At 63.1% G+C, this 13,004-nt stretch carries 15 protein-coding genes; 5 read left to right on the forward strand and 10 right to left on the reverse strand.

Translation table 11 applies throughout. The annotated features are described in order from the left end of the window. The gene (locus NHF53_RS18230) at positions 1–471 is read left to right on the forward strand and encodes an EVE domain-containing protein (RefSeq protein ID WP_252835476.1); all 471 of its coding nucleotides are present in this window, start codon (positions 1–3) and stop codon (positions 469–471) included. Positions 472–477: 6 nt separating this feature from the next. On the opposite strand, the gene NHF53_RS18235 is transcribed toward NHF53_RS18230, so the two are convergent. The 5 genes from NHF53_RS18235 to NHF53_RS18255 form a co-directional block, all read right to left on the reverse strand. Further along, the gene (locus tag NHF53_RS18235) at positions 478–843 is read right to left on the reverse strand and encodes a hypothetical protein (RefSeq protein WP_252835477.1); all 366 of its coding nucleotides are present in this window, start codon (positions 841–843) and stop codon (positions 478–480) included. Positions 844–969: 126 nt separating this feature from the next. Then, a complete protein-coding gene (locus tag NHF53_RS18240) occupies positions 970–1,749 on the reverse strand; it encodes a MetQ/NlpA family ABC transporter substrate-binding protein (protein WP_252835478.1) in 780 nt (259 codons plus the stop codon). A 35-nt stretch (positions 1,750–1,784) separates the two neighbouring features. Beyond that, positions 1,785–2,453, reverse strand: a complete 669-nt coding sequence (locus NHF53_RS18245) for a methionine ABC transporter permease (protein ID WP_252835479.1) — start codon at positions 2,451–2,453, stop codon at positions 1,785–1,787. Beyond that, on the reverse strand, positions 2,443–3,483 hold the full coding sequence (locus NHF53_RS18250) for a methionine ABC transporter ATP-binding protein (RefSeq protein ID WP_374591270.1): 1,041 nt from the start codon (positions 3,481–3,483) through the stop codon (positions 2,443–2,445). Before NHF53_RS18250 ends, NHF53_RS18245 begins: the two co-directional genes overlap by 11 nt. A gap of 397 nt (positions 3,484–3,880) precedes the next feature. After that, positions 3,881–4,513 carry an NAD(P)H-dependent oxidoreductase gene (locus NHF53_RS18255; RefSeq protein ID WP_252835481.1) on the reverse strand — a complete coding sequence of 211 codons (633 nt, stop codon included), beginning with the start codon at positions 4,511–4,513 and terminating at the stop codon, positions 3,881–3,883. Between the two features lie 160 nt (positions 4,514–4,673). Between NHF53_RS18255 and NHF53_RS18260 the strand changes: the two genes are divergently transcribed. Next, positions 4,674–5,072, forward strand: coding sequence for a helix-turn-helix domain-containing protein (locus NHF53_RS18260; RefSeq protein ID WP_114364307.1), 399 nt, complete (start codon positions 4,674–4,676; stop codon positions 5,070–5,072). Between the two features lie 81 nt (positions 5,073–5,153). On the opposite strand, the gene NHF53_RS18265 is transcribed toward NHF53_RS18260, so the two are convergent. From NHF53_RS18265 to NHF53_RS18275, 3 genes are all read right to left on the reverse strand, one after another. Then, positions 5,154–5,714, reverse strand: coding sequence for an NADPH-dependent FMN reductase (locus NHF53_RS18265; RefSeq protein WP_114364308.1), 561 nt, complete (start codon positions 5,712–5,714; stop codon positions 5,154–5,156). 56 nt (positions 5,715–5,770) lie between these two features. Continuing rightward, on the reverse strand, positions 5,771–7,144 hold the full coding sequence (locus NHF53_RS18270) for a GH1 family beta-glucosidase (protein ID WP_252835482.1): 1,374 nt from the start codon (positions 7,142–7,144) through the stop codon (positions 5,771–5,773). Positions 7,145–7,416: 272 nt separating this feature from the next. Then, entirely contained in the window at positions 7,417–8,589 is a 1,173-nt protein-coding gene (locus NHF53_RS18275; protein ID WP_252835483.1) for a Gfo/Idh/MocA family protein, read from the reverse strand. A gap of 182 nt (positions 8,590–8,771) precedes the next feature. Here NHF53_RS18275 and NHF53_RS18280 point away from each other — a divergent pair, with 182 nt between their 5' ends. Next, entirely contained in the window at positions 8,772–9,407 is a 636-nt protein-coding gene (locus NHF53_RS18280; protein WP_252835484.1) for a CatB-related O-acetyltransferase, read from the forward strand. Positions 9,408–9,411: 4 nt separating this feature from the next. On the opposite strand, the gene NHF53_RS18285 is transcribed toward NHF53_RS18280, so the two are convergent. Further along, entirely contained in the window at positions 9,412–10,464 is a 1,053-nt protein-coding gene (locus tag NHF53_RS18285; RefSeq protein ID WP_252835485.1) for a sugar phosphate isomerase/epimerase, read from the reverse strand. Positions 10,465–10,822: 358 nt separating this feature from the next. Between NHF53_RS18285 and NHF53_RS18290 the strand changes: the two genes are divergently transcribed. Continuing rightward, positions 10,823–11,527: a Crp/Fnr family transcriptional regulator gene (locus tag NHF53_RS18290; RefSeq protein ID WP_252835486.1), complete on the forward strand. Its 705-nt coding sequence runs from the start codon at positions 10,823–10,825 to the stop codon at positions 11,525–11,527. Positions 11,528–11,534: 7 nt separating this feature from the next. On the opposite strand, the gene NHF53_RS18295 is transcribed toward NHF53_RS18290, so the two are convergent. Then, positions 11,535–12,257, reverse strand: coding sequence for an isochorismatase family protein (locus NHF53_RS18295; protein ID WP_252835487.1), 723 nt, complete (start codon positions 12,255–12,257; stop codon positions 11,535–11,537). A 228-nt stretch (positions 12,258–12,485) separates the two neighbouring features. Between NHF53_RS18295 and greA the strand changes: the two genes are divergently transcribed. After that, positions 12,486–12,968 carry a transcription elongation factor GreA gene (greA, locus tag NHF53_RS18300; protein WP_252835488.1) on the forward strand — a complete coding sequence of 161 codons (483 nt, stop codon included), beginning with the start codon at positions 12,486–12,488 and terminating at the stop codon, positions 12,966–12,968. Positions 12,969–13,004 lie beyond the last annotated feature (36 nt).

Below are 13,004 nucleotides of genomic sequence, written 5' to 3' on the forward strand. Positions count from 1 at the left end.
ATGGCCTGGGTCATCGTCGCTTCCGCCGATCATGTCGCCCGCGGCGTTGCCGGCGGCTTCGTACAGGCCTGCCACGGAAAGGATGCGCCGCTCCGGCGCATCCGGCCTGGCGAGACGGTTATTGCCTATTCGCCATCCTCGGTTTTCGGCCAACCATCGCCGCTCAGGGCCTTCACCGCCATCGGCGCCATGCAGGGCCGTCCACCCTACCGCGTGCAGATGACGGAGGATTTCATGCCTTTCCGCCGCGATGTCGAATGGTATGCTTCTCAGCCCGCGCCGATCCTGCCATTGCTCGACCGGCTGGAGCTGACAAAGGGCAAGCGCAACTGGGGCCATGCCTTCCGTTTCGGCATCCTGAGCATATCCGACGAGGATGCGGCAAGCATTGCGGCCGCAATGAATGCAGCCAGAGCGAACCGGTCTTCAGAACCGCGAGAAGTATCGCAACTCTCGCTGCTCGGGATTTGACAAACCTCAAAGCACGGCAGAACGCGCCTCTTCCCGCACCCGGCCGTGATGTTCCTTGACGTTGTCAACCTCGTACATCAGGGCCTTGAAGGCGATGATTGCCTCCTGATCGCCGAGCTTCCGGTCGGCGACCAACGGTTCGAGCGTCTCGATGACCAGTCGCAAGGCATCCTCGATCCTGCCGAGCTGCTTGCCGTAGCTTGCGACGTCGCTGAGGATGTCCTTCTCAACCTCCGGGTTGGTCGAGGGGCCGAGGTCGATACTGAAGTTGAACAGCCCGACCTGACCACCCTCACCCGGGCTGAAGACCCAAGTCCAGGGATTGATCGTCTGCGAGACATTGCCGGAAAGCGGTAACTGCAAGCGTGCCATTCTCACCTCCATTGCAACCGATGGAGGCAGTCTCTGTTGTCGGCGCGCAAAAGGCAAGCGCCGCACTGAAACGAAAACCCCCTCCGCAAGGAGGGGGCTCTGTCGTCTGCCGATCGCGCAAAAGGATCAGAACGCCGGGATGAGGGCGCCCTTGAACTCCTCATTGGTGAAGGTCCTGATGCTGTCGTCATGGTAGGACTCGACCAGCGTCTTGACCCAAGGGGCATCCTTGTCGGCCGTGCGCACCGCGATCACGTTGGCATAGGGCGACTTCTCGCCTTCGATGGCGATCGCATCCTTCTTCGGGTGCAGGCCCGCTTCCATCGCGTAGTTGGTGTTGATCACTGCGGCGTCGACGTCATCCAGCGAGCGCGGCAGCTGGGCGGCATCGAGCTCGGCGAACTGGATGTTCTTCGGGTTCTCGGTGACGTCGGCCGGACCGACCTTCAGGCCGGCTTCGGGGTTGACCTTGATGAGGCCCTTCGAGGCGAGCACGAGCAACGCGCGGCCGCCGTTGGTCGGGTCGTTCGGGATCGCGACGGTCGCGCCGTCCTGCAACTCGTCGAGGCTCTTCGCCTTCTTGGAATAGACGCCCATTGGCGTGGTGATGGTCGTGCCGACGCTGACGATGTCGAAACCGCGGTCGGCGATCTGGTTGTCGAGATACGGCTGGTGCTGGAACGAGTTGGCATTGAGATCGCCGTCTGCCAGCGCCTGGTTCGGCACGACGTAGTCGGAGAACTCGACGATATCGATGTTCAGGCCCTTCTTCGCCGCGATTTCCTTGACCTTTTCCATGATCTGGGCGTGCTCGCCAGCGGTCACGCCGACCTTGATGTCCTCGGCAAGCGCCGTACCGGCGGAAAACAGGGCTGCGATAGCGGCAGCGACGATCAGTTTCCTCATTGTCTTTTCTCCTTGGGTTTCCTGAAAGGGAGGTTTCAGTTCTTTCGGCTGCGCTTGTCGAAACGCCGGGCGAGCGCATCACCAGCGCTCTGCACGGTCTGGACGAGCAGGATGAGCACGACGACGACGGCGAGCATCACCTCGGGCATGAAGCGCTGGTAGCCGTAACGGATGCCGAGATCGCCGAGCCCACCGCCACCGACCGCACCGACCATGGCGGAGTAGCCGATGAGGCTGACGACGGTCAGCGTCAGCGCGAGCGTGATCCCGGGCCTGGCCTCGGCGAGCAGCACCTTGACGACGATCTGGAAAGGCGTCGCGCCCATTGCACGCGCCGCCTCGATGAGCCCCTTGTCGACCTCGCGGATCGCCGCCTCGATCAGGCGGGCGATGAAAGGAATGGTCGAGATCGTCAAAGGGACGATCGCCGCGATCGTGCCGATCGAGGTGCCGGTGATGAACCGCGTCAGGGGAATGATCGCAACCACCAGGATGATGAAGGGCGTCGAGCGCAGGGCATTGACGACCAGTCCGACGATGCGGTTGGTGAGCGGCGCCTCGAAGAGTTCACCCCTGCCGCTGGTCGCGAGAAAGATCCCCATCGGCAGGCCGACGAGCGTGCCGATGAACCCAGCGGCAGTGACCATCTGCAACGTCTGCAGCAGCGCCTTGACGAGAAGGCCAATGAGCATGTCAGGCGCCATAGCCGAGCACCTCCGTGGTCAGACCGGTTTCGCGGTAGAAACGCTCCGCCCGCTTGAGCGTCGCCGGATCGGCGGGATAGGAAACGACGAGCGAGCCGAAGGGTTCGCCCGCGATCTCGTCGATCGCGCCCGCAAGGATGTTGAGGTCTGCGCCGATCTCGGCGGCAAGCCGTGCGGTCAGCGGCCGGAAGGCCGTCTCTCCGAAGAAGATCAGCCGCACGAAAGCCCGATCGCCCGCGCTCGGCGCGCTGGCGAGGTCATTGCTGATCCACTCCGGCAGTTTCACGCCGACGGCGGCCGAAAGCAGTGCACGCGTGGTCTCGTGCTGCGGCCGGGTGAAGACATCGAAGGTCCGCCCCTGCTCGACGATGAGGCCCCGGTCGATCACGGCGACATCGGAGGCGATGGTCTTCACGACTTCCATCTCGTGGGTAATCAAGAGCACGGTGAGGCCAAGCTCGCGGTTGATCCGCTTCAGGAGATCGAGGATGGATTGCGTGGTCTCGGGATCGAGCGCCGACGTCGCCTCGTCGGAGAGGAGGAGCTTCGGTTCGGTGGCGAGCGCCCGTGCGATCCCGACCCGCTGCTTCTGCCCGCCGGAAAGCTCGGCCGGATAGCGCTTTGCCTTGTCGCCGAGTCCGACGAGATCCATCAGCGGCCCGACCTTGGCCTCGATCGTTCGCGCGTCGACACCCGCGATTTCGAGCGGCAGCGCGATGTTGTCGCGCACGGTCCGCGAGGAAAGCAGGTTGAAGTGCTGGAAGATCATTCCGATCTGCCGCCGGAGTGATCGAAGGCCCGCTTCGTCGAGCGCGCCGACATCAACCCCGTCGACCGCCACACGGCCGGTGGAGGGTGTCTCCAATCCGTTCACCAGCCGGATCAGCGTCGACTTGCCCGCGCCGGACCGGCCGATGATGCCGGTGATCGAACCGCGCGCCACGGCAAAGTCCACCCCGGCGAGCGCGGAGAACGCCGGACGGCCTCCGCTGCCGCCGAAGCGCTTGGTGACGCCTTCGAACGTCACCATCGGCTGCGCATCGGTCTTCGGGAGATGGGCGACGATCGACATCAGGCACCCTCCGGCACGAGCGAAATCCCGTAGCTTCGTCTGTTCATGAAATTTCTCTTCGGTAGAAGGCCGCAAACGGGCCGCGGACAGGGGTTCTCTCGGTGCTTACCGCGAGCAACACATTCGACGCATGAGACGCCGCTCTACCATTTCCTGCCATTCCCTTTCAAACCCGCGGCCTGCATGGGTGTCATGCATCCGCGAACGATGGCTTCTTATCGCACCATCTTACCGGCCTGCCGAGCGAAGTTATTTCCCTCTCGGGCTTCAGGGCGCAAAATATGACCAAACATCAGAGAGGAACCGAAGGCGTTCAGGCGCGCCGCCTTGGGAGGATACGGCGCGCCTTCGTCGTTCAAGCGACGACGCTGACGAAACTGTCCTTCGGGCGGCGGACCTTCTTGAGGTTCACCAGCCAGTCACCCTCGGTCTCGCGGTAGCCGAGCGGCATGATCGTCACCGAGCGAAGGCCGCGCTCGCGCAGGCCGAGGATCTCGTCGACCTTGTCCGGCTCGAAACCTTCCATCGGCGTCGCGTCCACGCCTTCGAAGGCGGCCGCCGTCAGCGCGAGACCGAAGCCGATATAGGCCTGCCGTGCGGCGTGCTGGAAATTCACCTCCGGATCGCGCGGTACATAGGTGTTGAGTAGCATCTGCCGGTAGTTTTCCCAGCCTTCGTTGGTGAAGCCGCGTTCCTTGTTCACAAGATCAAACATCATATTGATCCGCTCGGGCGTGTAATTGTCCCAGGCGGCGAAGACGAGCAGGTGCGAGCCGTCGGTGACCTGAGCCTGATTCCAGGCCACCTCGCGGATGCGCGCGCGCACCTCCGGATTGGTGACCACGATCACTTCATAGGGCTGCAGGCCGCTGGACGTGGGCGCCAGCCGCGCCGCTTCGAGTATCCGCTCGACCTTGTCGTCCGGGACGACCTTGGTCGGGTCCATCTTCTTGGTCGCGTAGCGCCAGTTGAGCTTGTCGAGGAGCATGAGAGAGTGCCTTTCTGGTCTGCGGTTTCCGGAGGCTGGCCGTTCAGGCAAGGTACATTCGGAAACCTGGTAACAAAACGTAACCAGACCTAAATATGTAACTCCGCACGAGACACAAGAAGGCACATGAGTTATACCAAGTCACACGGAGGTAAGCGTAATGTGTTCGAGCTATGACCCAGGCAAGTGCCCGACCGTCAGCGAAATGCTGTCACGGCTCGGCGACAAGTGGACCGTTCTCATTATCATGGTGCTCCGGAACGGGCCGCAGCGCTTCAGCGACATCAAGCGCACGGTCGTCGGCGTATCGCAACGCATGCTGACGCTGACGCTGCGCGCGCTCGAACGCGACGGCATGGTGCGGCGGACCGTCTATGCGTCCGTGCCGCCTCGGGTCGAATACGAACTGACGGAACTCGGCCAATCCTTCTCGGAACCGATCCAGGCGCTCGGCGGCTGGGTTTTTGAGAACTACAACCAGATCCACGCCGCCCGTGCAGAATTCGACGCACGCAGCGAAGCCGAACGCGGCAATGACAAGCTGATCAAGATCGGTTGAACGGAGTACGTCGCCCTGCCCTGACGCCGCCCTTTGGAAACGGCGAGCCAGGGCACCACCCTGAGGAAATGTCCGAGCTCCCTACCGTGACGCCGGGTCCTTCGCGGCAACCGCGCCCATGAAGCGCCCGAGGGCCGAGCAAATTGCGTGTTCGGTCTCCGGCGCGCCGAGGATGGCCGCGATTTCGTCCTCCGATTTGCCGAGCAACGGCACGCGCAGGAAGGTCTCGGGTCTGAGATCGGTCGCGATCGTCTTCAGCACCTCGGTCAGCGCTTCCAGCGCGAAATCGCCCCGATGGGAAGCATGCACGAGCATGACGGGCTTGCCGGGAATTTCGAACCGCGACACCAGCCAGTCGAGGGCGTTCTTCAGACCTCCCGGAATGCCGTGGGCATATTCCGGCGCGCTGACGATCAAGCCGTCCGCGGTCGCGATCTCTTGCGCAAAGGTCAGCACCGGTTCGGGCGTGAGATCGCCTTCCAGGTCGGGATTGAAGATCGGCATCAGGCCGATCAGGCCGGAGATTTCGACCTCCACGCTGTGCGGGGCAAGTCGCCGGATCGCTTCGAGCAGCGCGCGGTTGGTGGAGCGTGTCCGCAAGGAACCGCAGAGCGCGTAGAGGCGTTTGGCCGGGACCGACATGTGGGCGTGCCTTTCAGGAGAATCGGAGCGCCATCATCGCACGCCCGCCGGCCGTGTCACCCCGCCTTGAAGTTGCCCTTCGGAAACTGCGAGGCGAGCGCGCCGTACCATTTGCCGCTCTTCTTGACGATGCGTTCCTGGGTCTCGTAATCGACATAGACGAGGCCGAAGCGCATCCGGTAGCCCTCCGCCCATTCGAAATTGTCCATCAGGCTCCAGGCGAAATAGCCTCGCATCGGAAAGCCTTCCTTGATCAGGTCCGCAACGATGCCGAGGTGCTCGACATAGTAGTCGAGGCGCGGCTGGTCGTCGACCTCGCCTTTCTCCGGCCCCATGTTGTAGCAGGCGCCGTTTTCGGTGATGTAGCAGGCGGGCAGGTCGTAGCGGTCATAAAGCCCCTCGACGAGCGACTTCAGCGCCGGCGCATAGACCTCCCAGCCGATATCGGTCTTCACCTTCGAGACCGGCGGCGCGCCCGCGGTCGCCGGAAACTCGGCATCGGGCGCCGGATCGGCGGCAACCCGCATCGGCGAATAGTAATTGAGCCCCCACCAGTCGAGACTCTGGCCAATCACCTCCATGTCGCCGTCCTCGATCGCCGGCATGCGACTGCCGAGCGCCTCCATGAACCGGTCCGGATACATACCCTTGAAGACCGGATCGAAGAAGACGCCGTTGTGGAACTGGAAGGCGCGCTCGGCCGCCGCCTTGTCGGCATCGCTGCCGGAAGCCGGGATCACCGCATGGGCGTTGATGACGAGGCCGGCCGGCACCTGCGGTGCCACCTGCCGGATGGCGTCGATGCCGAGGCCGTGGGCGAGATTGGTGTAGTGGAGCGCATGCAGCGCCGCATCCATGTTCCGCTCCCCCGGCGCATGCACGCCGTAGAGATGAGAAAGCCAGACAGAGCACCAGGGCTCGTTGAAGGTCGCGACCGCATCGAGCCGGTCCCCCAGCCGCGCCATCACGATTTTCGCATAGCGGTGGAAGGCATCCGCCGTCGAGCGCGACGTCCAGCCACCATCGCCCATCAGCGCCAGCGGCAGGTCCCAATGATAGAGCGTCGCGAAGGCCTTGATGCCGCGCGCTTTCAAGCCGTCGAGCAGCTTGTCGTAGAAGTCGAGCCCCTTCTCGTTGATGCGGCCCGTACCCTCAGGGATGATCCGCGGCCAGGCGATCGAGAAGCGGTAGGCGGAGACGCCCATCTCCTGAATGAGGTCGAGATCCTGTTCCCAGCGGTGGTAGTGGTCGCAGGCGATATCGCCGTTGTGCCTCTGGTAAACGTGCCCCGGCATATTGGAAAACGCATCCCAGATCGACGGTTTGCGGCCGTCCTCCTTCGTCGCGCCCTCGATCTGGAACGAGGCGGTGGCAACGCCGAAAACGAAATCGCCGGGGAACCGCTCGGCAAGTTTCTTCGGATCGATCATGGGAACACTCCGTTCGCTTTGAATCGGGACACGCGGGACCGGAAGCGATGGCGCACGGCCCGCCCGAGAACGTCGCAAGCGGTTTAAACCAATCCGGAATGAGGAGAAAGACCGATGGGCGAAAAAACTGCAACGTTGCAGTTGAACGACATCCTCCCTTGAAGGGGAGGGTCGGGCCGCAGGTCCGGGGTGGGGTGAACACGTCGACAGGGATCATCCCCACCCGCGCATTCCGCGCGACCTCCCCCCTCAAGGGGGAGGTGGGCGAACAATCACACCTTCACCCAGGCCCCGTTTTGCTTCGACGAGGCAATGCAGGCCTCGACGAAGGCGACGCCCTTCACCCCGTCGTCGATGGTCGGATAGACGACGGCGGGATCGACGACCGTACCGGAGCGGGCCGCACTGATGGCGGCCGCCGCTTCCGAATAGATCGTGGCGAAGGCTTCGAGATAGCCCTCCGGGTGGCCGCTCGGAATGCGGGTGACACGCGCGGCGGATGTACCGGCGCCGGCGCCTGCACGGGTGATGAGCTGCTTCGGCTCGCCGAGCCGTGTGAACCAGAGATAGTTCGGATCGGCCTGCGTCCACTCGATGCCGCCCCGGCTGCCGTAGACGCGCAGTTTCAGCCCGTTCTCGTGGCCGGTCGCCACCTGGCTGCACCAGAGCATGCCCTTGGCGCCACCCTTGAAACGCAGCATGACATGGGCGTTGTCGTCGAGCTTGCGCCCGGCGACGAAGGTGTGGACGTCAGCCGCCAGTTCATCGAGCTCCAGCCCGGAGACGAAGCAGCCGAGATTGTAGGCGTGCGTGCCGATGTCGCCGGTGGAGCCGCCCGCTCCCGACTGCTTCGGGTCGGTGCGCCAGGCGGCCTGCTTCTGGCCGGTCTGCTCGATCGGTTCGGCGAGCCAATCCTGCGGATACTCCATCTGCACGATGCGGATTTCGCCGAGTTCACCGTTGAGCGCGAGTTCCCGCGCGTGGCGAACCATCGGATAGCCGGTGTAGTTGTGGGTGAGGATGAAGAGCGCGCTGCTCTTGTCCGCCACTGCCTTCAATTTCCTGGCGTCCTCCAGATTGGAGGTGAGCGGCTTGTCGCAGATGACGTGGATGCCGCGTTCCAGGAAAGCCTTCGCGGCCGGATAGTGCACATGGTTCGGCGTGACGATCGAGACGGCCTCGATGCCGTCCGGCCTTGCCGCCTCCTTCTCCGCCATCTCTTCGAAGGCACCGTAGCAACGCGCCGGGTCGAGGCCGAGTTCACGGCCCGAAGCCAGCGACTTCTCCGGCGTCGAGGAGAGCGCGCCGGCCACGAGGTCGAAATGATCGTCGAGCCGGGCGGCCATCCGGTGCACGCCGCCGATGAAGGCGCCCTGCCCGCCGCCCACCATGCCGAGCCTGATCTTCGCCGTCCGCTCGCCCGTCTTACCCGCTTCGATCGCCATCGTATTAGCTCCTTCTGGAAGTTGGTCTGGAATCCGGATTCCAGATTGGTTAGAATGGCATCCTGAAGAGAAGGATGCCCTGACAGTGAACAACTGAGATCCGCCTCCCGCGAGGCGAAGCACCAGAGCCGATGCCGACACTCGACGTGCATCGAAGCCCCGCTTTATCAAGGATCTTGGTCATGCCTTTTCTCGACAGCCAACTGGCTCATCCCATCACGCTCGCCGACGGCTCCCCCTACGAGGAAACCGTCTACCTCAACGTCGTCATCGACCATCCCCGTATGGAGATCGGCGACTTCAGTTACTTCACCCATTCAGGCCCCGTCACCGAAACAGCCACGATTCTGGCACCCTATCTCTATCCTTTCAGCCGGGAGAAACTGACAATCGGCAAGTTCGTGCAAATCGCACGTGGCAGCCGCTTCATCACCAGTTCCGCCAACCACCCAATGACGGGCATCAGCACCTATCCGTTCCGGGTCTTCGATCCGCAGACAATCGGCGGCTATCAGGAGCTTCCCTTCAAGAACACTGCCGTCGGCAACGACGTCTGGATCTGCGACAGCGCAACCATCATGCCGGGCGTCACCATCGGGTCCGGCGCCATCATCGCGGCGTCTTCCGTGGTGACACGCGACGTACCCCCCTACACGATCGTCGGCGGGAACCCGGCCAAAACGATCCGCCAGCGATTCCCGCCCGAGGATGTCGCCAACCTCCTCGCCCTTGCCTGGTGGGATTGGCCGCTGGACCGGATCGAGGCCGCCCTGCCGGCGCTCGAAAAGGGTGACATTCCAGCCCTCCTGCTGGCTTGACGAGTCATAGCCCCAGCATCCGGCGGTTGGCCGCCTCGTCGGTGCCGCCGGAGGCGAAGTCGTCGAAGGCCTTCTCCGTCACGCGGATGATGTGCGCCTTCACGAACTCGGCACCTTCACGCGCGCCGTCTTCCGGGTGCTTCAGCGCGCATTCCCATTCGACAACGGCCCAGCCGTCGAAATCGTTGGCCGCCATCTTCGAGAAGATCGCACCGAAGTCGACCTGTCCGTCGCCGAGCGAACGGAAGCGTCCGGCGCGCTCGACCCAGCCCTGGTATCCGCCATAGACGCCCTGCCGGCCGGTCGGGTTGAACTCCGCGTCCTTGACGTGGAACATCTTGATCCGGTCCTTGTAGACGTCGATGTTGTCGAGATAGTCGAGGCACTGCAGCACGTAGTGCGACGGGTCGTAGAGCATGTTGGCGCGGGCATGGTTCTTCACCCGCTCGAGGAACATCTCGAAGGTGACGCCGTCATGCAAGTCCTCGCCGGGATGGATCTCGTAGCAGACATCGACGCCCTGTTCCTCGGCATAGTCGAGGATCGGCAGCCAGCGTTTCGCCAGCTCGTCGAAGGCCGTCTCGACGAGGCCGGCCGGCCGCTGCGGCCAGGGATAGAAGAAGGGCCAGGCGAGCGCGCCGGAAAAGGTCGCATGGGCCTTGATGCCAAGATTGCGGGACGCCTTCAGCGCATATTTGACTTGCTGCACGGCCCATTCCTGGCGGGCCTTCGGATTGCCGCGCACCTCCGGCGCCGCAAAGCCGTCGAAGGCCTCGTCATAGGCCGGATGGACGGCGACCAGCTGGCCCTGCAGATGGGTGGAAAGCTCGCTCACCTCGACACCGTTCCGCCGCGCGACACCGGCAAACTCGTCGCAATAGTCCTTGGATTCGGCCGCCTTTTTCAGATCGATCAGCTGCCCCGCCCAGGTCGGCACCTGCACGCCGGCATAGCCCTTCTCCGCGGCCCATTTGGTGATCCCGTCCCAGGAATTGAAAGGCGCCGCATCGCCGGCGAACTGCCCGAGAAAGATGCCGGGCCCCTTGATCGTCTTCATGAATGCTCCTCCACATCTGCAACGTTGCCGTTAACAATTACAGCATTATACACCGGAGACAACCGGCTAGATTTCATGACCGGGTAGAGGCTTGCAAGCACGGGTCCGACCGTGAACTGCGCCATCGACGCGACGTCGAGCTCCGAGATCAACGTGGTGAACGGGCCTGCGAGAAGGTGACGGGGGCAGGCGGCGTGGGAGATAGCGATCAGGCAACGCAGCCGGTGATTTGATGCAGGTCATTCCAGGCCGGCGCAGATAGGCTAGTGAAAATAAAGACCAAGCCTATTGTCGGAGAGACCAAGCGGGAATGCCGTGTCCAGTTGAAGCGCTGGATGATTTCGCCTTCATTCGCGAAATGCGTCCGGAGACGCGCAAGCGTCTCAGTTCCAAGATCACGCTGACGGCCTTGCCACCGGCGGCCAGCGTTCTACGCCTCGGCGACGTCGTGGACGGGGTCTATCTCATACGCTCCGGCGGTATTCGTGTTTACTATCTCGACGCCGATGGTCGTGAAGGAACGCTCTATTGGATCGAAGCCGGACAGAGCTGCATCCTGGCTTTGAACAGCCTGTTCACCGAGATCCCCTACCCGGCGTGGGCAGAGGCCGAGGCAGACGGCGTCGAGATCCTCACGGTTCCGGGGCCACTCTTTCGTGAACTGTTTGCCGGCGAGCCGGCCGCACAGCGTTTCCTGTTCGAGCAGCTGTCGGAACGGGTATTCGAGCTGCAAAAACTGTTGGAGCGGACCATGCGCCTGCCGCAGGAACAGAGGCTCATCCTTCTGCTGCTGGCGCACGCCGATGCGGATGGAACAGTCCGCCTCGCTCAGGAGAAGCTGGCACGGCATCTGGGAACTATACGTGAAGTCGTGGCCCGCCTTCTGCGCCATCTCGCAAGTCAGGGGCTCGTCGCAACCGCGCCGCGCCGGATACTGCTGCTGGACAAGCGGAGGCTCATGAAAATCGCTGCGGCCGAAGACGAGACTGCCTTTCCTCTGTGGTCCGCAGCACCTCGATGCGGCACGGCGCCCGGACAGGTCCGAGCGCCGTTGAACGACTGATCCCGAATTATTTGCGCAGCGCGTCCACCGCGTCCTTGGTGGTAAGGACGCCATTGGCGATCATGCCGTAGTTGACGAGCGCGGCGTTGTAGGCATCGACGCCGGGAGCCGCGACGGCATCCTTGACGACATAGACCTTGAAGCCGTTCTCCATCAGCGCGCGCATGTGGGAGTCCACGCAAAGGTTGGCGACCATGCCGCCGAGGATGACGGTGTCGATGTCGCGGGCACGAAGCTGGTAGATCAGGTCATTGCTTTCCGGCCCGTACATCTTGTGCGGAGCAACCACGATGGTCTTGCCGTCGTAGATATAGGTCTTGTACGGCTCGTAGAAGTCCGCTCCGGATCCTTCGAAGCCCTCCGGATCGTTGAGCGACACGCGCTGCAACGCCTTCATGTCGAGAAGCTGGCGCTGCAAGGCCCCCGCCCGCGACCAGTCCACGTCGAGCACGTTGTAGACCAGCGGATCGACGGCGAGCGCGACGCCGCTCGACTTGGCCGTCGCCATCAGCGTCTCGATGTTCTTGATCGTGCCGAGTTCCTTGAGATTATCGGCGAGAAGGCCGTAGAGCTTTCCGTTTTCGGCCAGGAAGTCGTTCTGGGGATCGGTGATGACGATGGCGGTGTGCGCCTTGTCGAAATGCGGGAGAGCGGGCTCGGCGGCCGAAGCAACAGCAGCCGAAAATGCGAGCGGAAGCCCGACTGCGAGTGAGAGGAGGAGATTCTTCATTGTCCTTGTCCTTGATAAGCGGATGATATCGATCATCGTTCGTCCACGGACGCTGCCGATGACGCCGAACGGTTACGCCTCTCGCCAAATCGCCGATGTAACAATTGTTGCGTCCCGAAAGCCGGGCGCCTATCCCGGATTTGCCGTCCCGCCCCGTCCTGTCGTATAGACTGTCTGTTCGCCTCTGGCGTCGCATTGTCACCGCGAGAAACGGAACGGAGATCGAGTTTGAGTGTCGCTTTCATCAAGGAAGAGAGTGCCGAGACGGCCTCCGAAACCCTTTTGCCTGACCGGCCGATATCGCTGCATCCGAACCTCGTGACGGAAGCGGGCCTGAAGGCGCTGGAGGAGCAGTTGCGGCAGGCCCGCGAAGCCTATGAGGCGGCAAACACAATCGAAGACGTGAACGAGCGGCGCCGGCAGTCGGCGAGCCCCTTGCGGGACCTTCGCTATTTTTCCGAGCGGGTGCGCACGGCCCAGCTCGTCCCGCCGCCCGCTTCTACGGGGACGGTCGCGTTCGGAAGAACGGTGACCTTCGAGCGCGACGACGGGCGGGTGCAGACCTACCGGATCGTCGGCGAGGACGAGGCCGACCCGAAGGCCGGATCGATTTCCTATGTCTCCCCGGTGGCGGCGCTGCTTCTCGGCAAGGCCGTCGGCGACGTCGTCACCGTCAACGGCCAGGAGCTGGAGATCACGGCGATCGGGTGAAGACGCCCTCCAAGATAGAAGGCCGGAGCGCATACG

Origin of the sequence: Ciceribacter sp. RN22 (assembly GCF_024054295.1) — a bacterium.
In the GTDB taxonomy this organism is placed as follows: Bacteria; Pseudomonadota; Alphaproteobacteria; order Rhizobiales; family Rhizobiaceae; genus Allorhizobium; species Allorhizobium lividum.

Coding starts and splice junctions, on each gene's coding strand:
- NHF53_RS18230 (WP_252835476.1), top strand. CDS start 1: ATGGCCTGGGTCATCGTCGCTTCCGCCGATCATGTCGCCCGCGGCGTT.
- NHF53_RS18235 (WP_252835477.1), bottom strand. CDS start 843: ATGGCACGCTTGCAGTTACCGCTTTCCGGCAATGTCTCGCAGACGATC.
- NHF53_RS18240 (WP_252835478.1), bottom strand. CDS start 1,749: ATGAGGAAACTGATCGTCGCTGCCGCTATCGCAGCCCTGTTTTCCGCC.
- NHF53_RS18245 (WP_252835479.1), bottom strand. CDS start 2,453: ATGGCGCCTGACATGCTCATTGGCCTTCTCGTCAAGGCGCTGCTGCAG.
- NHF53_RS18250 (WP_374591270.1), bottom strand. CDS start 3,483: ATGGTGACGTTCGAAGGCGTCACCAAGCGCTTCGGCGGCAGCGGAGGC.
- NHF53_RS18255 (WP_252835481.1), bottom strand. CDS start 4,513: ATGCTCCTCGACAAGCTCAACTGGCGCTACGCGACCAAGAAGATGGAC.
- NHF53_RS18260 (WP_114364307.1), top strand. CDS start 4,674: ATGTGTTCGAGCTATGACCCAGGCAAGTGCCCGACCGTCAGCGAAATG.
- NHF53_RS18265 (WP_114364308.1), bottom strand. CDS start 5,714: ATGTCGGTCCCGGCCAAACGCCTCTACGCGCTCTGCGGTTCCTTGCGG.
- NHF53_RS18270 (WP_252835482.1), bottom strand. CDS start 7,144: ATGATCGATCCGAAGAAACTTGCCGAGCGGTTCCCCGGCGATTTCGTT.
- NHF53_RS18275 (WP_252835483.1), bottom strand. CDS start 8,589: ATGGCGATCGAAGCGGGTAAGACGGGCGAGCGGACGGCGAAGATCAGG.
- NHF53_RS18280 (WP_252835484.1), top strand. CDS start 8,772: ATGCCTTTTCTCGACAGCCAACTGGCTCATCCCATCACGCTCGCCGAC.
- NHF53_RS18285 (WP_252835485.1), bottom strand. CDS start 10,464: ATGAAGACGATCAAGGGGCCCGGCATCTTTCTCGGGCAGTTCGCCGGC.
- NHF53_RS18290 (WP_252835486.1), top strand. CDS start 10,823: ATGCGTCCGGAGACGCGCAAGCGTCTCAGTTCCAAGATCACGCTGACG.
- NHF53_RS18295 (WP_252835487.1), bottom strand. CDS start 12,257: ATGAAGAATCTCCTCCTCTCACTCGCAGTCGGGCTTCCGCTCGCATTT.